Origin of the sequence: Roseovarius sp. THAF8 (assembly GCF_009363735.1) — a bacterium.
GTDB lineage: Bacteria > Pseudomonadota > Alphaproteobacteria > Rhodobacterales > Rhodobacteraceae > Roseovarius.
The window spans coordinates 171,464-189,759 of sequence record NZ_CP045410.1 but is presented as its reverse complement, the minus strand read 5'-3'; the positions used below and the strand labels follow the sequence as shown (position 1 = coordinate 189,759).

Here is an 18,296-nt window from a genome sequence, read left to right as displayed (position 1 = left end):
GCGGCGCGGTCAAAGCCCGTCGAACTGCGATTTCTGCGTCTCGTTCCAGCGCACGGTCAGGGTGTAGCCGTCCTCGTCCTGAACTTCGTCCTCGACAAGCCCCTTCTCGAACAGCCAGGCGCGTTTGCGGCCCGCGTCAAAGCCCAGGGTCAGCGTTTCCACATGAGTGGCCCCGGCAAGCCGCGTGATGATCGTGTCGCTGAGCGCGTCCATGCCCTCGCCGGTGATGGCCGACAGAAGCTGCACGTTCTCAAGGCGCGCGGCGCGGTTCTCGACCAGGGTGCGGTCCTCTGCCGACAGGCGGTCGATCTTGTTCCAGACCTCGATTTGGGGCGTGGTTTCCAGCACGCCGAGGCTGGTGAGGATCTCGTGCACGTCGCCGGACTGGTCCTCGGTTTCGGGGTGCGAGATATCACGGACATGCACGATGAGATCCGCGGCCAGCACTTCCTCGAGCGTGGCGCGGAAGGCGGCGACGAGTTCGGTTGGCAGGTCCGAGATGAAGCCCACCGTGTCGGACAGGATGACCTCGGGGCCGCCGCCCGGCAGGGCGATTTTGCGCATGGTCGGGTCGAGCGTGGCAAAGAGCATGTCCTTGGCCATGACCTCGGCCCCGGTCAGGTGGTTGAAGAGCGTGGATTTGCCGGCGTTGGTGTAGCCCACCAGCGCCACGATGGGGAACGGCACCTTGGCGCGGGCGGCGCGGTGCAGCGTGCGGGTTTTGACCACCTTGTCCAGTTGGCGGCGCAGGCGCACGAGCTGTTCGTCGATGGCGCGGCGGTCGGCCTCGATCTGGGTCTCGCCCGGACCGCCGACGAAGCCCAGCCCGCCGCGCTGGCGTTCCAGGTGGGTCCAGGCGCGCACAAGGCGGGTGCGCTGGTAGCTGAGCGCGGCCATTTCCACCTGCAACACGCCTTCGCGGGTGGCGGCGCGGTCGGAAAAGATCTCAAGGATCAGGCCGGTGCGGTCCAGCAATTTGACGCCCAGCTGCTTTTCCAGGTTGCGCTGCTGCACGGGCGACACCGGGCCGTCGATCAGCACCAGTTCGACCTCGTTGTCCTCGACCAGCGATTTCAGCTCGGCCAGCTTGCCCTTGGAGAACAGCATCCCCGGATGCGGGTCGCGCAGGCGCACGACCGAGCCGCCCAACACCATCAGCCCCGGCAGGGCATGGGCCAGCGACACGGCCTCTTCCAGCGCGCGCGCGGGGTCACGCTCGCGGTCTGAACTGGGAATATCCGGGTGCAGGACCCAGGCGCGGGTGTCCGAAACGTCGGTCTGGGTCAAGACCCGTCATCGCCCTCGTAAAGGCTGACCGGCTGGGACGGCATGATGGTGGACACGGCATGTTTGTAGACAAGCTGTGACTGCCCGTCGCGGCGCAGCAGGATGCAGAAATTGTCGAACCAGGTGATCACGCCTTGCAGCTTGACGCCGTTGATCAGGAAAACGGTAACCGGGATCTTGGTCTTGCGGACCTGATTCAGAAATGCGTCTTGCAGGTTTTGTCGGTCTGTCGCCATTGTTTTTATAGCCTTTGTTCTTGCGTGGGGCGCGTTGCGGCCCCGGTCTCCCTCGCAAGGGAGTATGGAGTGGGCGTTTCGGAGTTTCCAGCCCAAAAATCAAATCGTTGCGGCGTCTTGCCGGGAAGATATGTCACGACCGTGACACGCGCGCAACTTGGCCCGGCCTGCGCCGGGCCTCAGCGGCGCCACAGGCTGGGGTTGAACAGTGCGATCAGCGCCAGCGTCTCCATCCGGCCCAGCACCATGGCGGCGGAAAAGACCAGCTTGGCCGCCGGGCGCATCTCCAGCAGGGGAATGGGCGCGTCGGCCCCGACCTGGGTCAGTGGGCCGGCGGTGGCGAGGGCCGCGGTCGAGAGCACGATGGCGTTCTGCAGATCCTCGCCCAGGGCGGCCATCAGCACGGTCACCAGCGCCAGCGACAGCGCGAAGAGCATGAAGAAGATCCACGCCACGAACGCGCCCTCGCGCCGCATCCGGCGGGTGTGGACCCCGGCGCGCCCCACCGACGAGGGATGCACCAGGCGCTCCATCTCGCGCTGGCCATTGAGGTAGAGCGCGTAGATCCGCAGAAGCTTCACGCCCCCCGCCGTGGTGGCCACACCGCCGCCGAACATCGCCAGCCCCATCAGCAGAAGGCCCGGCGTGCCGAGGCCCGACCAGCTTTGGGCCGCCTCCCATGCCGCGCTTTGAAAGCCGGTGGTGGACAGGAACGACATGACGGTGAACGTGCCGCCCCAGAGCGCCTGAAGCGCCATGCCCAGATCCTCGACCTGGTCGACGTCGAACGCGCCCAGCCAGTGGCGCGAGAAGAGGATCAGGGGCACGCCGATGACGAGAGCGCAGCCGATGCGGAACTCGGGGTCGCCCAGCACGCTGGTGGAGCGGCTGGTCAGCGTGTCCGAGGAGAAGGTCAGCCGCGAGAGGGCGAAGAACATGAACAGGAAGATCACGATCTCGCCGCCAAAGCCGCTGCCGGCATTCTCGACCCCGCCGACGGCGGAAATGCCGCTGGTGGCCATGGTGGACATGGCATGAACCACGGCGACGAGCGGTCGGTCGCCGCCGATCACCAGCAGGAGCCACAGAACGCCCGTCAGCCCCACGTAGATCGGCGCCAGTGCCTGGGTGCTCTGGGCGATGCGGCGGGCGGAGGTGGCGCGGCGGAAGCGGCTGAGCGCATCCTCGCCCTGCCCCGGCTCGGCCGAGACGGTGATCTCGAACCCGCCCAGGTTCATCGGCGCCAGCACCGCCGAGGCCGCGATCCAGATCAGCAGACCGCCGAACCAGCCGACGAGACCGCGCCAGAGATGCAGGCTGTCGACCAGCCGCGAAGGGTTGTCGAAAAGCGTGGCGCCGGTGGTGGTGAGGCACGACACCATCTCGACATAGGCGTTGAGAAAGCGCGTGGTCTCGAGCCCCTCGTAGAAGGGCAGCGCCAGAAAGATCGGCAGCGCGGTATAGGCCAGCGCCAGCGAGGCGAGGTTCTGGATGTCGGTGTTGTCCTGCTGGCGGCGGCCGGAGATTGCGAGGCCGATGAGCAGGATGAAGGTGATCCCGAGGACGCTGGAATAGAGAAAGGCGCGGGCGACGGAATGATCGTCCTGCACGAAGGCATGGAGCGCGGGGCCGAGCATGGCGACGCTGGCGATTCCGGTCAGCACGAGAATGAGCGGAAACCGCAGGAGACGGGCGGTCAGGCCCGGCGACGATGTCTCAGAAGAAATCAATCGAAACCTGCAGGAGCTGTTCCACCCGGCCCACATCCGACGCCAGCGCGAAGATCACCACCACGTCGCCCGCCTCGATCCGCATGGTGCCGGAGGGCTTGAGCACCTTGCCGTCGCGCAGCACGCCGCCCACGAGCACGCCCTCGGGAAAGTCGATCTCGCGGATGGCGGCGCCGGCGATGTTGGAGGTGGACATGACCTCGGCCTCGATCACCTCGGCCTCGGCGTCTCCGATGGAATAGACCGAGCGCACGCGGCCGTGGCGGACGTGGCGCAGGATTGAGCTGACGGTCGTGGAGCGCGGGTTGATATAAGCGTCGATGCCCAGGGGCTCCATCATCGGCAGAAGCGTGGGGTCGTTGATCAGCGCGATGGCAAAGGGGCAGCCTTCGGCCTTGGCGCGCACGGCGGCGAGCATGTTGGTCTTGTCGTCGTCGGTGACGGCCAGCACCGCATCGGTGCGCGAGATGTTGGCCTCGGCCAGCAGTTGCGCGTCGAGACCGTCGCCGTTCAGGACGATGGTGCGTTCCAGCGCGTCGGCGGCGCGTTCGGCCACCCTGCGGTCGCGTTCGATCACCTTGACGCGGGTGCGCTTGCCGCGCTTCTCGATCCGCTTGGCGACGCTGAGGCCGATATTGCCGCCGCCGATGATGACCAGCCGCTCCTGCGTCTGCGAGGTCTTGCCGAAGACCTCCATGGTGCGCGGCACGTCCTCGGTGGGGGCGAAGACATAGGCGTCGTCGCCGACGAAAAGCTGGTCCTCGGCCTCGGGGGCGAAGAGCTTGCCGTCGCGGCGGATGGCCAGCACGACCACTTCGAGGGTCGAAAAGAGGTCGGTCAGCTGCCGCAGGGGCGTGTTGACGATGGGGCAGTCATCCTCGATCCGCAGGCCCATAAGTTGTGCCTTGCCTTCCATGAAGGTTTCGGTGTCGAAAGCCGCGGGCGCGGCAAGGCGTTGCAGGGCGGCCTCGGCCACCTCGCGCTCTGGCGAGATGACCACGTCGATGGGCATGTGGTCGCGGCGGTAGAGGTCGGAATAGATCGCGTCGAGATAGGATTGCGACCGCAGGCGGGCGATCTTGCGGTTGATGGAAAAGACCGAATGCGCCACCTGGCAGGTGACCATGTTGACCTCGTCCGAGTAGGTGGCGGCGATGATCATGTCCGCATCGCGCGCGCCGGCCTGGTCGAGCACGTTGGGATAGCTGGCAAATCCGTTGATGCCCTGCACGTCCAGCGTTTCCGTGGCGCGGCGCACCAGGTCGGGGTTGCTGTCGACCACGGTGACGTCGTTGCGTTCGCCCGACAGGTGGCGTGCGATCTGCCAGCCGACCTGCCCTGCCCCGCAGATGATGACCTTCATGGGCTATGCCCTTATTGACCCAATCGAGCGCTTTGCATGACAGATGGGGCTGTCACGGTCAATTGCTTTGTCCTGCGGGGATTTGCCGGATAGGCTGGCGCGTATGAGATGGTTCCGAGTCCCGCTTTTCACCGTGATCGCGCTGCTGTTGGCAGGGTGCCTGCCGACCAATGTCTATTACAAGGAAGGCGCGCCGGTAAGCGGTGTCGCCCGGGACCGCACGCAATGCGACGTGGACGCCCTGCGCCAAGTGCCGGTGCGCACGCTGACGCGGTACATTCCCCCGACTTACAGCTATCGGCAGGTCTGCAACGGAGCGGGCGCGTGCCGCACGGTCCGCGTGATGCTGTCCCCCGGCCGGTGGGAGCGGTACGACGCCAACGAGGGGCTGCGGGCGCGGGTGGCCAGGCAGTGCATGGCAGACCAGGGGTATGAGAAGGTCAGCCTGAAGCCCTGCCCGCCCGAGGTGGTGGAGGCGACGGTGATCACCGCGACGCGCGTGCAGCCACCCCTGACGGAGAATTCCTGCGCGATCCGCATCAAGGGCGGGAAATACCAGATCGTGAACCCGGACTAGGTCGCGTGACCAGGAGGAGCGCCTGCGGCGCGCTCGATGTCTCGGCGGCGTGCCGCCTCGGGACTGCCTCCGGCGGGGATATTTGGGGCCAGAGGAAGATGGGCGGCCCCGTGCCGCCCGGCCCGGTCAGCCGGTGGCGGCCTGCTGGCTGTCCTCTTCCTCGTCAGAGAGCCGCGCGCCCTTGGCGCCGGTGACCACGCCCAGCGATTTCAGCTTGCGGTGCAGGGCGCTGCGTTCCATGCCGACGAATTCCGCCGTTCGGCTGATATTGCCGCCGAAGCGGTTGATCTGGGTCATCAGGTATTCACGCTCGAACGCCTCTCGGGCCTCGCGCAGCGGCATGGTGGCCACGGTGCCCGAGAGGACAACCCGGCTCTCGTCGCTGGGCGTGGCGCTGTCGCCGGGGATCTCACGCGCATTGATGTCGCCAGAGCTGTCGCCCAGGATCAGGATGCGTTCGATCACGTTGCGCAGCTGGCGCACGTTGCCGGGCCAGCGCATGGTTTGCAGGAGGGCCGCCGCCTCGTCGCCCAGGGCGCGGATCGGCAGCCCCTGTTCGCCGTTGAGCTTCTCGATGAAGTAGCCGGCCAGCACGGGGATGTCCTCGCGCCGGTCCTCGAGGCTGGGCACGGCGATGGGCACCACGTTGAGGCGGTGGTAGAGCTCGCGGCGGAACCGCTCGGCCCTGATCTCCGACTCGAGGTCGCGGGAGGTGGAGGAGATGACGCGCAGGTCGACCTGGACCTTGTCGCTGCCGCCCACCCGCAGGAAGGTCTGATCGACCAGCACGCGCAGGATCTTGCCCTGGGTGCCCATGGGCATGTCTGCGACCTCGTCGAAATAGATCACGCCGGTATTGGCCTCTTCCAGAAGGCCCGGGGTGACGGTGCCGTCCTCGGCCTCGCGCCCGAAGAGCACCTCTTCCATGCGGTCGGGTTCGATCGAGGCGCAGCCGGCGCAGACGAAGGGGCCGGCCGCGCGGTCAGAATTGGCATGGATGTAGCGCGCGGCCAGTTCCTTGCCCGAGCCGGCAGGCCCCGACAGCATGACCCGGCCGTTGGAGCGCGTGACCTTGTCGAGCTGGCCCACCAGGGTGCGGAAGGCGGGGCTTTCGCCCAGCATGTCGGCCGGGCCGCTGCCCTGGCGCTTGAGCGCGAGGTTCTCGCGACGCAGGCGGCTGGTTTCCATGCCGCGGCGGATCACCACCATCAGCTGGTCGATGTTGAAGGGTTTCTCGATGAAGTCGTAGGCGCCCTGCTTGATGGCCGCCACCGCGATCTCGATATTGCCGTGGCCCGAGATGATGACCACGGGCACCTCGGGATAGTCGCGTTTGACCGCCTTGAGGATGTCGATCCCGTCCATGTTGCTGTCTTTCAGCCAGATGTCGAGGATCAGCAGGCCCGGCGGCTGGTCGCGGATCTCGGCCATTGCCTCGTCGGAATTGCCGGCAAGGCGGGTGGTGAAGCCTTCGTCCTGCAGGATGTCTGAAATCAGTTCTCGAATATCGCGTTCGTCGTCGACAATCAGGATGTCACTCATGGGTCACCTCATACGGCCTGTCGTTGGTCATATTCGTTCAAATCGGAGTCGGGGTCCGGGTCGGTATCGGGGTCGGCATCTGGCGCCGCCTCGGCCCGGGTCAGGGGAAGGCGGACTACGGCCATGGCGCCGGGGCGGGCGCCGTCCGCGAAGGGTTCGGCGTCTTCCAGCGCAAGGTTGCCGCCATGTTCCTCGATGATCTTCTTGACGATGGGCAGGCCCAGGCCGGTGCCCTTTTCGCGCGTCGTCACGTAAGGCTCGAACAGGCGCGAGCGGTCCTCGGGCAGACCGATGCCATTGTCCGAAATGCGAATGACGGCATGGTCGTCCTCGCGCAGGCTGATCACGCGGATCTGCGGGACGTGGCCGTCGCCGCCTTCTTTTTCGTAAAGGCTTTCAATAGCTTCGCCGGCGTTCTTGATCAGGTTTGTCAGCGCTTGGTGCAGCATGGTGCCATCGACCTCGGCCATCAGGGCATCCTCGGTGAGCGTGGTCTCGAAGGTCACGTCGGGCTGACCGGCCTCCTGCAGAAGGACCGCCTCGCGCAGGAGCTTGGTCAGGCTTTCGACTTTGGTCTGGGGCTCGGGCATCCGGGCGAACTTGGAAAATTCGTCGACGATGCGGCGCAGGTCGTTGGTCTGGCGCACGACCACGTCGGTCAGCTGTTCCAGGCTGGCGGCCTGTTCGTCGTCCAGCACACGGGTGAACTTGCGCTTGATGCGTTCGGCCGACAGCTGGATCGGGGTCAGGGGGTTCTTGATTTCATGCGCAATGCGGCGTGCCACGTCGCCCCAGGCGGCCATGCGCTGGGCGGTCACGAGGTCGGTCACGTCGTCGAAGGCGACCACGTAGCCCTCGCGCCGGCCACCGTCGTTGGTGCGGGTGGACATGCGCACCAGCAGGTTTTCCATCCGGCCCGAGCGGCTGACCTTGATCTCCTCCTGGAGGAATCCGGTGTTGGACTCCTTCAGCCGGTCGAAGAGCGCGCCGAATTCCGGAATTGCCACGGAGAGCGCCAGCGATTGCTGGTCCTCGTGCCAGTCGAGCAGGCGTTCGGCGGCGCGGTTGACGAAGGTGACGCGGCCCTTCACGTCGAGCCCCACCACGCCCGAGGACACCGAGCCCAGAACGGAGTCGAAGAGCCTGCGGCGGCGTTCGATCTGCTCGGTGTTGGTCAGGAGCCTGTCGCGCTGCTGCTTCAGTTGGCGGGTCATCTGGTTGAAGTAGGTCGAGAGCATCCCGATCTCGTCGTCGCCGTCCTCTTCGCGCACCTGCGTGTCCAGATCGCCCTCGCCCACGCGCTGGGCGGCGCTGGTCAGGCGGCCCACCGGGCGGCTGAGCCGTTCCGCGAACCACATGCCCAGCCAGACGGCGGCAAGGATCAGGATCAGCGCGAAGCCGAGGTAGAGCACGCCGAACTCGAACAGTACGCGGTCGCGTTCATCCTCGCGCTGCTGGTAGAAGCGCGCGGTTTCCTGGGTGTCGTCCAAGAGGCTGAGGATGTCGCCGTCGACATTGCGGCTGACATAGAGGTAGCGGTCGGGGATCTCGTCCAGCGGCAGGAGCGCGCGGAATTCGTTGTTGTCCCAGTCGCGGATGACGACGACGCCCTCTTCTTTGGCCTCCTGAAACATGTCGCGCGAGGGTTCCTCGTAATCGAAGAGGTAGGAGCGTTCGCCGCGCGAGCGGATGTCGCCGGTGCCGTCGATCACGAAGGCCTCGCGCAGACCGCGCTGGATCTCGCGCTGGCCGCGCGACAGGATCTGGCGGATGTCGCCATCGTCGAGGAAGACGGCGGCGCGCTTGGTGGCGTTGATCAGCGACGCCAGGGCGCGCGCGTCGGTCAGCAGGTCGCGGCGGTGCTCGTCCTCATAGGCCTGGGCGGCGGCGACGGAGTTGTCGACGACGCGCCCCACCCTGTCGGAGAACCACGCCTCCAGCCCCATGTTCACCGACAGCGTGGCGAAGACGGCGACGGTGATGGTGGGGAGAAGCGCCATCAGCGCGAAGACGCCGGTCAGGCGCAGGTGAAGGCGGGAGCCGGCGGATTTGCGGCGGCGGGCGGCGACCATCTGGACCACGCGCTGCAACACCAGCGCGGCGACCATGATGATGTAGACCATGTCGGCCAGAAGGACGATGCGCAGGATGTTGGACGAGCTGCCCTGGTCGAGCGGGCCCATGACGAGATAGGTCAGGAATGCCAGCACCGGGCCCAGAACGACGAGGCTGAACGCGGCGGCATTGCGCACGCGCTTCATCCGGCGCAGCCGCCCGAGCCTTTCCCACGTCAGTCTGCGTGCTTTTGCAGCCACGCAATCCCCCCATCAGGTTGTGGCGCGGGATGCGCCAGACCTCCAGATATGGCTTGAAACCTGGCAAGGCTTCCGAAGCGCCACAGTCATGTTGCAGTTTTACATCAACTTGCGGCGTCGTGTCACGCGAATATCAAGGTCGGTGATTTTCTTGCGTAGTGTATTGCGGTTAATGCCAAGAAGATCGGCGCATTTGGCCTGATTTCCGCCCGTCGCATCGAGCGCGATCTCGATCAGGGGCATCTCCATCTCCTTGAGGATTCGCCCGTAGAGGCCCGGCGGCGGCAGGGTGTTGCCGTGCAGGTCGAAGTAGCGGCGCAGGTGGCGCGAGATCGAGGTCGACAGGGTTTCCCCTCCGCCGCCGCCGACCACCGGCGCGGCCTCGGGCTGGTTGCCCAGCACGGCCTCGACCTCGGAGCGAGTGATTTCGGAGGACCGCGCGGTGAGGCCCAGACGCTGGACCGCGTTTTCGATCTGGCGGACATTTCCGGGCCAGCTGTAGGCGCGCATCAGTTCCATCGCGTCTTCGGAGACGGTGCGCGGTGGCTGGCCCTCGCGCTCGGCCTTCAGGAGGAAGTGCTGGACCAAGAGCGGAATGTCGTCGACGCGGGCGCGCAATGACGGCACCTCGACGACGGCGCCCGACAGGCGGTAATAGAGGTCCTCGCGCAGCTTGCCCTCTTCCAGCCGGTCGGCCAGGCGGCCGAGCGAGGTGGCCATGAAGCGCGGCACGTGATCGCCCGGCGCGTCCATCATCCGCACCACGCGCGCCTGCGCGTCGGTGCTGAGGTCGCCCACCCCGTCCAGCACGATGGTGCCGCCCTTGGCCCGCGCCATGACCCGCGCGGGCCCTTCCAGGTCGGCCAGGTCGGTGGGCGTCACGGTCACGAAGGGCAGCGTCCGCCGGTCGGAGAAGTCATGGATCGCGCGGGCGATGAGCGTCTTGCCGGTGCCGGATTCTCCGGTGATCAGCACCGGCAGGTCGGTGTTCATCAGCCGCGCGACCACGCGGTAGAGCCCCTGCATCGCCGCGGTGCGCCCGACCAGCGGCAACTCGTCGGGGCGGTCCTCGGATTTCGGCTCGGTCGGGGGACGCTTGGTACGGGCATCAAGTGCCCGCGCGGTGCGTTTCATCAGGTCCGGCAGGTCGAACGGCTTGGGCAGGTAATCGAAGGCCGCGGCCTCTTCGGCCTGGATGGCAGTCATGATGGTGTTCTGGGCCGAGATCACGATCACCGGCATTCCCGGACGGTCCTGGTTGATCTTGGGCAGCATTTCCAGGCCGTTGCCGTCGGGCATCATGACATCGGTGATCACCGCGTCGCCCTTGCCCTCACCCACCCACCGCATCAGTGTGGTCAGCGACGAGGTGGCGTGCACCCGGCACCCCGCCCGTGTCAGGGCCTGCGTCAGAACCGTGCGGATCGTGCGGTCGTCGTCGGCGACCAGTACCGTGCCATCCATCTAGCTTTCCTCCATGTCCTTGCCGGCGCGCGGCAGCGATATCCTGAATACTGTGCGTCCCGGCACCGAGCTGACCGAGATCCAGCCGTCGAGGTCCGAGACGATCTTGGCAGCGAGCGCGAGGCCCAGGCCGGTGCCATTCTCGCGGCCCGACACGAACGGCTCGAACACGTTGCCGGCGATTTCGGGCGGCAGGCCGGGGCCGTCGTCGATGACCTCAATCTGAAGCGGCAGCGACTTGCCCGGGCCTCCACTGTCCCGCCGCACCCGCAGGGATTGCTCGTAATAGCTGTGCAGGGTGATGGTGCCGCCCTTGTCGCCCGCGGCCTGTGCCGCGTTCTTCAACAGGTTCTGGATCACCTGCAACAGCTGGTCGGGATCGGCCACGGCGAGCGGCAGCGAGGGGTCGTAATCCTCGACGATGCTCATGTGCGCGGCAAAGCCCACCAGCGCCGAACGGCGGGCGCGGTCCAGAACGTCGTGCAGGTTGACCGCGCGCAGCTTGGGCAGGCTGACATTGCCGAATTGCTCGACCTGTTCCAGCAGGCCGACGATGCGGCGGCTTTCCGACACGATGAGGTCGGTGAGTTCCAGGTCGTCCTGATCCAGGTTCATCGACAGAAGCTGCGCCGCGCCGGTGATGCCCGCCAGCGGGTTCTTGATTTCATGCGCCAGCATCTCGGCCATGCCGATGGCGGATTTGGCGGCGGATTTGACCGACTGGCTTTGCGTCACGCGGCCCGCCAGTTCGCGGGGCGAAATGAGCAGGATCATGTGGTCGTCCCAGCCCGAGACCGGCGCGATCTGCAGGTTGCACTGCATCGGGGCGCGGTCGCCGGTGCCCACGTCCACGTCATTGACGAAGAGCGGCGCGGATTTCTCGCGGGCGCGTTCCAGCGCTTCTTCGATGGGCGCGTCGACGGCCAGCTTGTCCCACACCGGCTGGCCGATGATCGAGCGGGCGGATGTCATCAGGAAGCCCTCGGCGGCGGGGTTGATCTGGACGATGCGGTCCTGCCCGTCGAGGATCAGCCCCGGCACCGGCAGCGACGTCCAGACCATCTCGTCCATCCCGGTCATGCCGCGGTCCTTTCCGGGGCGGTCATCGCATCTTCGAGCAGGCGGTTGACGTTCGCGGGGTCGCGCTCGGTCAGGATGCGTTTGCGCAGGGCCTGGGGCGTGTCGCGCCCGTCCATGTACCAGCCCAGGTGCTTGCGGGCGACGCGGATGCCAAGATCGGTGCCGTAGAAGGACAGCATGGCGTCGTAATGGTCCTGCACCAGCCGCGTGAGGTCGCCGCCCTCGGGAATGTCCGGCGCGGGTGTGCCGTGCAACTCGTGCGCGACCTGCGCCAGGAGCCATGGACGCCCCTGCGCGCCGCGCCCGATCATGATGCCGTCCGCGCCGGATTTCATCAGCGCGTCGCGGGCGGTGGGGGTGCCGGTGATGTCACCGTTGGCGATGACGGGGATGCCGACCGCGTCCTTTACGGCGCGGATCGCGGCCCAGTCGGCATAGCCCTTGTAGAACTGACAGCGGGTGCGGCCGTGGATGGTGATCATGCGCACCCCTGCCCCTTCGGCGCGCCGGGCGAGGTCCGGCGCGTTGAGGTTGCTGTCGTCCCAGCCAAGGCGGGTTTTCAATGTCACGGGAATGGACACCGCGCCCACCACCGCCTCGATCAGCGTGAGCGCGTGGTCGAGATCCTTCATCAGCGCGGACCCGCTGGCGCCCGAGCCGCTGGCGCTGGTGACCTTCTTGGCCGGGCAACCCATGTTGATGTCGATGAGCATGGCGCCGTTGCCTTCGACCTGGCGGGCGGCCTCGGCCATCCAGTGCGCCTCGCGCCCCGCCAGTTGCACCGAGGTGTCGGCGGCCTCGAAGCCCAGTTCGGCCTTTTCGCGCACGCCGGGTTTGGATTGCACCATTTCCTGGCTGGCGACCATCTCGCTCACGACCAGTCCGGCGCCGAAGCGGCTGACCAGGGTGCGGAACGGCAGGTCGGTGATCCCCGCGAGCGGGGCCAGAAGGACCGGAGGATGTAGGTTTCGAGGGCCGATGTTGAGCATGGGTGCCTAACGAATGAGCATGTGGAGGTTTTATGGCCGCAACCGTCCGAGTACAATTTATGAACGCCCAAATTAAGATCAAAAACGTGTGGGTGATTAAAAATTAGGCAAATACCCGGAATGAGGCGCCCATTGCATGAGCCCACGCGCTTGCGTAAGCAAAGCATATGAGCATCGCAGCCATCATCGTCGCCGCAGGACGCGGCACCCGTGCCGGGGGCGAGCGGCCCAAGCAATGGCAGCGCGTGGCCGGCAAACGGGTGATCGACTGGACGCTGGCGGCGTTCCGCGCGGTGCCGGCGGTGGAGCGGATCGTAGTGGTGGTGCATCCCGACGACATCGCCGAACTGGCCGGCGAGACGGGCATCACCGTGACCGAGGGCGCGGCCACGCGCGCGGGTTCGGTCTGCAACGGGCTGGCGGCTTTGGAGGGCGTGGGCGTGACCCATGTGCTGATCCACGACGCGGCGCGCTGCTGCGTATCCCCGGACCAGATCACCGAGATCATCGCGGCACTTGGCCCCGATTGTCCGGCCGCGGCCCCGGCCCTGCCGGTCAGCGACGCGCTGTGGCTTGGCGAAGACGGGCTGGTGAGCGGCACGCAGGAGCGCGCCGGGCTCTACCGGGCGCAGACCCCGCAGGGCTTTGACCTGGCCGCCATTGCCGCCGCCCACGCCACAGCCCCCGAAGGCGCCGCCGACGATGTCGAGGTGGCCTGCGCCGCGGGCATCCCCGTGCGCATCCTGGCGGGGCGCGAAAGCAACCTGAAGATCACCACGCCCGAGGATTTCGCCCGGGCCGAGACCATCCTGAGAGGGCCCATGGACATACGCACCGGAACCGGCTTTGACGTGCACCGTTTCGGCCCGGGCGACCACGTGATGCTGTGCGGCGTGGCGGTCCCGCATGACCGCGGCCTGCAAGGGCATTCGGACGCCGATGTGGGGCTGCACACGCTGGCCGACGCGATCTATGGCGCAATGGCCGAGGGCGACATAGGCAGGCATTTTCCGCCCAGCGATCCGCAATGGAAGGGTGCGGAGAGCCATGTGTTCCTGTCCCACGCGGCGGGCCTCGCTGCCGAAAAGGGCTTTCGCATCACCAACGTGGACCTGACGCTGATCTGCGAGACGCCCAAGATCGGGCCGCACGCGGCGGCGATGCAGGCGCGGGTGTCGGAAATCATGGGGCTTGCGGTGGATCGCGTGTCGGTCAAGGCCACCACGACCGAGCGACTGGGCTTCACCGGGCGGGGCGAAGGCATCGCGGCGCAGGCCGTGGCCACGCTGGTGCGGCCATGAGGGCGGCGCAGCTGATCGCGACCTTCGGCGGCGTGGGCTATTTGCGCCCGGCACCGGGGACCTGGGGCTCGCTGGCGGCGTTGCCCGTGGCGGCGCTTTTGCATGTGCTTGGCGGGCCGGTTCTGCTTGGCTTAGGGATAGCGGTCTCATTCGCATTAGGATGGTGGGCCACGGCGCTGGAAACAAAGGGGAAAGAGGATCACGACCCGAGCGAGATCGTGATCGACGAGGTCGCCGGGCAATGGCTGGCCTTCCTGCCCGTGTCGATCGGCGCGGCCCATGCGGGCGCGGCGCTTTGGGAGCTCTGGCCGGGCTTCCTGACCGCGTTCCTGCTGTTCCGCCTGTTCGACATCTGGAAACCCGGGCCCGTGGGCTGGGCCGACCGGCAGGGCGGAGCTTTCGGCGTGATGCTGGACGATTTGATTGCGGGGCTTTTCGCCGCGCTGGGTGTGGTGTTTTTCGCCTGGCTGTCGCACGGGGTGCTGGGGCTATGAGCGCCGGGGACGTGCTGAAGGCCGCCAAAGCGGCGGGTCTGATGGTATCGGTGGCGGAGTCCTGCACCGGGGGCATGGTGGCCGCCGCGCTGACGGATATTGCCGGCTCCTCGGCGGTCGTCGAACGCGGGTTCGTGACCTATTCCAACACGGCCAAGCGGCAGATGCTGGGCGTTTCGCGCGATACGCTTGAGGCGCATGGCGCGGTCTCGGAAGAGGTCGCGCGGGAGATGGCGGAAGGCGCGCTGGACCATTCCGAGGCGGACGTGGCGGTGTCGATCACCGGCATTGCCGGCCCCGGCGGGTCCGAACACAAACCCGAGGGGCGCGTCTGTTTCGGCCTGGCCCGCGTGGGCCGCGTGACGCAAGTGGAAACGGTCGAGTTCGGCGCCTTGGGGCGGGCCGAGTTGCGCGCCGCTGCACGGGACCATGCGCTGACGCTGTTGCTCAAGGCGCTGGACTGAATATCTTGCCCCGGCCCCTGCCCTGCGGCTAGGTCTTGCAGGCAGGGTTCAGCACGGGACATTCCGACATGACGACACGCGGCCATTGTCATTGCGGCGCAACGCGCTGGCAGTTCGAGGGCGCGCCCAACTGGGCGTGCTATTGCCATTGCGACGACTGCCGCCGCAATTGCGGGGCGCCGGTGGTGGCGTGGCTGGGCGTGCCGGTGGCGGCCTTCCGATGGACCGGCGCGGCGCCCGCGACCCGCGAAAGCTCGCCCGGCGCCTACAGGCATTTCTGCGCCAGTTGCGGCACGCCCATGGCGTTCGAGGCGGCGCATTATCCGGGCGACATGCATGTCTACGCCGCCGCGCTGGAGGACCCGGGCGCGGTGCAACCGGCCTTTCACGTGCATTACGACAAGCGGCTGCCGTGGCTGAAGATTGATGACGATTTGCCCAAGTACGACGGCAGCGTGGTGGACCTGCCCCAAGACGCCGTCATCTTCCCAAAGGACTGACCGGCCTAGCGCACCAGCAGCGCCGCGAACTCCTCTGGCGGGGCATCGGCCTCGATCGCCTGCCAGATCGCCTCGGCGCGGCCTTCGCCCAGCAGGGCGGCGGCCTTGGCGCGCACGCGTTTCTGGCGCGCGGCTAGGCCGGGATCAGCGTCGAGGTCGTGAAAGAGATCCTGCACGGACCCGTCCTTGAGCGTCACGCGCAGGCGGGCCTGCATTTCGGTCAGGCTGTCGTCGCTGTCCACCGTGACCCGTTCGCGCAACGTGGCAAGACCGGCGTCGGCGCACAGCGCGTCGTCGAAGGTGTCCAGCCGCGCGGTGTCGTACCCGGTCAGGGCCATGGCGGTGACCATCCGGTAGCTGAATTTCGACTGAAGCCCGCTTGCGGGCGTGGCGATGTTGCACACACTCAGCCAACGGGGATGGGTGGTGATTTCCACGTTCTCGACCGCGTCGGCGCCTGCATCGAGGTCGCGCAGCGCCTCCAGCGTGGCGTGCAAGCCGTGGCAGCAGGCGTGGAACTTATGCTGCACGCTCTCGAACAGCCACTCTTGCCCCAACGTGTCGAAGGCGCTGCCCTGTCCCTGACCATGATGCGTCGGACCAAACCCGTTCTGACCGTCCATGGCGCCGGGCGCGCTGACAAATCCGCGCGCGGCCAGTTGCGCCGCCTCCACCCCGTTCGAGGCCGCAAGGCCCGCGTTCATCGGCTTGCCCATGGTGCCGAACTGCGCCTTGATCCCCGAGGCGCGGGTGGTGACAAGGCCGATGGCGTGCTGCATCTGTCCCTCGGTCAGCCCCATCAGGCGCCCGGCGGCCAGCGTGGCGCCGAAAGCCCCCGCCGTGGCGGTCTGGTGATAGCCCACCTGGTAATGCGCCCGGCCCAGCCAGACGCCCACGCGGATCGACGCCTCGACGCCGATTAGCGCGGCCTCCTGCAGCGCGGTTCCGGTGGCGCCCATGGCCTCGCCCACGGCCAGGGCGGCGGGGATGACGGCGACGGACGGGTGGCCGATATGCGCGAAATGCGTGTCGTCATAGTCAAGCGCGTGGGACACCGTGCCGTTGACCAGCGCGGCCATGCGGGCGGGAACGCGCAGATCGCTGCCGATGAGCCCCGCCTGCGGGCTGCCGCCCTCGTCCTCGGCCTGCGCGCGCAGGACCGCCGCCACGGGCTCGTCGCGCCCGGCGATGCCCACGGCGGCCCAGTCGAGCAGCGACAGGCGCAGGATTTCCATCGCGTCCTGGGCCTTCACGGGCCCGAGCACGAAGCCGGCCAGCCGTTCGCCGATCTCACCCCCGTCCATAGAGCTTCTCCGCCCGCGTCTCGAAGGCGCGCACGATGCGCTTCATCGCCTCGTAGAAGAACAGCTCCGCCGCGCCCTGCAACAGCCTGTTCTTGAACTTGAAATCGACGTCAAAGCCGACCTCGCACTGGCCGTCGCCAACGTCGCGAAATTCCCAGTTGGAGCGCATGTGGTGAAACGGACCATCGAGGTATTCGGTCTCGATCCGCTTCTTTTCCGGCCACAACACGACCCGGCTGCTGAACCGCTCGCGGAAGACGCGGAAGCTGATCACCAGGTCGGCCTCCATCACCTTGCTGCCGTCGTCCTGCGGCGTGACGCTGGTCACGCGCGCGGCGGCGGTCCAGGGCAGAAATTCCGGGTAGGAGCCGACATCGGCGACAAGGTCGTACATCTGCTGCGCGGTATAGGGCAGCGTCCGGGTTTCGGCATGAGTAGGCATGAAGGCAGATCGGTCCGTTGGGTTGTGGCGGTGCAGGTCTGTGTCGTAAACTGGTCCGCGAAATGCAAGGGAAACACGGAATGTCGCGCGAAAATGTCATCCGCTACGACACGGAACCGCAGCGTCGATGAACCCCCGCTGGCTGTTCCGCATGTCCCGATGGGCCCAGAACCCGCCGAGCGCGGGACGGGTCAAGTTCGTCTTCGCCATCGTCGCGATCTGTCTTCTGATTGCCGGGGCGGAGTATTTCATCGGCCTGCCCGACTGGATGTCTGTGGACCCCAAGAGCGGGCGGTATCGTCCCTGAGCCGACACGGAGAGCCGGGAGCCTTTGCTTGAAGAGTTTGGGGGATGGAAAATTCGTACGAATTTTCCTGGCGTCGCGCGGCCTCGGCGCGGATCTCCGGGGCTGGTGTCTGCGCCATGATGGCTCCCCTGCGTGGCAGGTTACACGCTCGAGGGAGCGCAGCAGGTCCGTGAGGGCGCAGATCGGCCCCGGAGGGCTGGCACGGGGTTTTTACTCTGGAGAAGACGTCTGGATCAGGACCGAGAGAGGGCCTCCACGCGGGCGTTTCTTGCCGAAGTCGATTTCCGCCTCGATGTGGCGCAGGTGGATGTCGACCAGCTTCTGCGCCGTTGCCTCGTCGCGGTCGGCGATGCTTTCGACGATCCTGGAATGTTCGTCATCGTCACACAGGCTGGCGCGGTCCGATCCGTAAAGCCCGATGATCAGCGAGGTTCGCATGGTCAGTTCGGACAGGTAATTTTCCAGCACGCTGTTGCGCCCGATCCGACCCAGCAGCATGTGGAACGCGCGTGAGGCGCGAATCGCCCGGGGCCGGTCGCTGGCGTGGCGCACGCGGTCCTCTTCCTCCAGATGGGCGCGCAGGGCGGTCAGGTCGGCGGCGTTCGCGTTGCGCACGACGTTGCGGATGATCGTGGCCTCGATCGCCCGCCTGGCCTGGAACACGTCGCGCGCCTCGGCTTCGGACGGGGTGGCGACGAACGCGCCGCGATTGGGGATCAGATCGACCACCTGATGGGCGGCCAGGGTCGCCAGCGCACGGCGTACATGCGCGCGATTGCAGGAAAAAAGATCGCTCAGCGCCTGCTCTCCCAGCTTGGTGCCCGCCTGAAGGCGCTGATCCGCGACCGCGTCCAAGACATGCTCCACGATCAAGAGTTCTGGATTTTCGGGCATGGGAACT

18 protein-coding genes are annotated in these 18,296 nt (G+C 66.9%); 6 read left to right on the top strand and 12 right to left on the bottom strand.

The window, feature by feature from the left end; all coding sequences use genetic code 11:
- Positions 1 to 9: 9 nt before the first annotated feature.
- From hflX to trkA, 4 genes are all read right to left on the bottom strand, one after another.
- Positions 10 to 1,287 carry a GTPase HflX gene (hflX, locus tag FIU85_RS00960; RefSeq protein ID WP_152495518.1) on the bottom strand — a complete coding sequence of 426 codons (1,278 nt, stop codon included), beginning with the start codon at positions 1,285 to 1,287 and terminating at the stop codon, positions 10 to 12.
- The gene (gene hfq / locus FIU85_RS00955) at positions 1,284 to 1,523 is read right to left on the bottom strand and encodes an RNA chaperone Hfq (RefSeq protein WP_057789335.1); all 240 of its coding nucleotides are present in this window, start codon (positions 1,521 to 1,523) and stop codon (positions 1,284 to 1,286) included. The genes hflX and hfq overlap by 4 nt, the downstream gene beginning before the upstream one ends.
- 179 nt (positions 1,524 to 1,702) lie before the next feature.
- A complete protein-coding gene (locus FIU85_RS00950; protein ID WP_152498134.1) occupies positions 1,703 to 3,223 on the bottom strand; it encodes a TrkH family potassium uptake protein in 1,521 nt (506 codons plus the stop codon).
- Positions 3,224 to 3,239: 16 nt separating this feature from the next.
- Positions 3,240 to 4,616, bottom strand: a complete 1,377-nt coding sequence (gene trkA / locus FIU85_RS00945) for a Trk system potassium transporter TrkA (RefSeq protein ID WP_152492483.1) — start codon at positions 4,614 to 4,616, stop codon at positions 3,240 to 3,242.
- 103 nt (positions 4,617 to 4,719) lie between these two features.
- On the opposite strand from trkA, the gene FIU85_RS00940 reads away from it, so the two are divergent.
- Positions 4,720 to 5,193: a hypothetical protein gene (locus tag FIU85_RS00940; protein ID WP_152495517.1), complete on the top strand. Its 474-nt coding sequence runs from the start codon at positions 4,720 to 4,722 to the stop codon at positions 5,191 to 5,193.
- Positions 5,194 to 5,319: 126 nt separating this feature from the next.
- On the opposite strand, the gene FIU85_RS00935 is transcribed toward FIU85_RS00940, so the two are convergent.
- The 5 genes from FIU85_RS00935 to dusB form a co-directional block, all read right to left on the bottom strand.
- Positions 5,320 to 6,735 carry a sigma-54 dependent transcriptional regulator gene (locus FIU85_RS00935; protein ID WP_152495516.1) on the bottom strand — a complete coding sequence of 472 codons (1,416 nt, stop codon included), beginning with the start codon at positions 6,733 to 6,735 and terminating at the stop codon, positions 5,320 to 5,322.
- Between the two features lie 8 nt (positions 6,736 to 6,743).
- Positions 6,744 to 8,996, bottom strand: a complete 2,253-nt coding sequence (locus FIU85_RS00930) for a PAS domain-containing sensor histidine kinase (protein ID WP_152498133.1) — start codon at positions 8,994 to 8,996, stop codon at positions 6,744 to 6,746.
- A 153-nt stretch (positions 8,997 to 9,149) separates the two neighbouring features.
- Positions 9,150 to 10,514 (bottom strand): response regulator, encoded by a 1,365-nt coding sequence (locus tag FIU85_RS00925; protein ID WP_152492486.1) that lies wholly within the window; start codon positions 10,512 to 10,514, stop codon positions 9,150 to 9,152.
- On the bottom strand, positions 10,515 to 11,594 hold the full coding sequence (locus FIU85_RS00920) for a nitrogen regulation protein NR(II) (protein WP_152495515.1): 1,080 nt from the start codon (positions 11,592 to 11,594) through the stop codon (positions 10,515 to 10,517).
- A complete protein-coding gene (gene dusB, locus FIU85_RS00915; RefSeq protein WP_152495514.1) occupies positions 11,591 to 12,583 on the bottom strand; it encodes a tRNA dihydrouridine synthase DusB in 993 nt (330 codons plus the stop codon). The genes FIU85_RS00920 and dusB overlap by 4 nt, the downstream gene beginning before the upstream one ends.
- 167 nt (positions 12,584 to 12,750) lie before the next feature.
- Here dusB and FIU85_RS00910 point away from each other — a divergent pair, with 167 nt between their 5' ends.
- The 4 genes from FIU85_RS00910 to FIU85_RS00895 all read left to right on the top strand — a co-directional run bounded on the left by FIU85_RS00910 (position 12,751) and on the right by FIU85_RS00895 (position 15,342).
- Positions 12,751 to 13,884 carry a bifunctional 2-C-methyl-D-erythritol 4-phosphate cytidylyltransferase/2-C-methyl-D-erythritol 2,4-cyclodiphosphate synthase gene (locus FIU85_RS00910; RefSeq protein WP_152495513.1) on the top strand — a complete coding sequence of 378 codons (1,134 nt, stop codon included), beginning with the start codon at positions 12,751 to 12,753 and terminating at the stop codon, positions 13,882 to 13,884.
- Positions 13,881 to 14,378 carry a phosphatidylglycerophosphatase A gene (locus FIU85_RS00905; RefSeq protein WP_152495512.1) on the top strand — a complete coding sequence of 166 codons (498 nt, stop codon included), beginning with the start codon at positions 13,881 to 13,883 and terminating at the stop codon, positions 14,376 to 14,378. Before FIU85_RS00910 ends, FIU85_RS00905 begins: the two co-directional genes overlap by 4 nt.
- The gene (locus FIU85_RS00900; protein WP_152495511.1) at positions 14,375 to 14,842 is read left to right on the top strand and encodes a CinA family protein; all 468 of its coding nucleotides are present in this window, start codon (positions 14,375 to 14,377) and stop codon (positions 14,840 to 14,842) included. The genes FIU85_RS00905 and FIU85_RS00900 overlap by 4 nt, the downstream gene beginning before the upstream one ends.
- 68 nt (positions 14,843 to 14,910) lie before the next feature.
- Positions 14,911 to 15,342, top strand: a complete 432-nt coding sequence (locus FIU85_RS00895; protein WP_152495510.1) for a GFA family protein — start codon at positions 14,911 to 14,913, stop codon at positions 15,340 to 15,342.
- A gap of 5 nt (positions 15,343 to 15,347) precedes the next feature.
- Here the strand turns inward: FIU85_RS00895 and FIU85_RS00890 are convergent, their stop codons facing one another.
- Positions 15,348 to 16,646: an MmgE/PrpD family protein gene (locus tag FIU85_RS00890; RefSeq protein ID WP_152495509.1), complete on the bottom strand. Its 1,299-nt coding sequence runs from the start codon at positions 16,644 to 16,646 to the stop codon at positions 15,348 to 15,350.
- Positions 16,633 to 17,088: a type II toxin-antitoxin system RatA family toxin gene (locus FIU85_RS00885; protein ID WP_152492494.1), complete on the bottom strand. Its 456-nt coding sequence runs from the start codon at positions 17,086 to 17,088 to the stop codon at positions 16,633 to 16,635. The genes FIU85_RS00890 and FIU85_RS00885 overlap by 14 nt, the downstream gene beginning before the upstream one ends.
- 127 nt (positions 17,089 to 17,215) lie before the next feature.
- On the opposite strand from FIU85_RS00885, the gene FIU85_RS00880 reads away from it, so the two are divergent.
- A complete protein-coding gene (locus FIU85_RS00880) occupies positions 17,216 to 17,395 on the top strand; it encodes a hypothetical protein (RefSeq protein WP_152492495.1) in 180 nt (59 codons plus the stop codon).
- A 210-nt stretch (positions 17,396 to 17,605) separates the two neighbouring features.
- Here FIU85_RS00880 and FIU85_RS00875 read toward each other — a convergent pair whose 3' ends face one another.
- Positions 17,606 to 18,289: a GntR family transcriptional regulator gene (locus FIU85_RS00875; RefSeq protein WP_152492496.1), complete on the bottom strand. Its 684-nt coding sequence runs from the start codon at positions 18,287 to 18,289 to the stop codon at positions 17,606 to 17,608.
- Positions 18,290 to 18,296 lie beyond the last annotated feature (7 nt).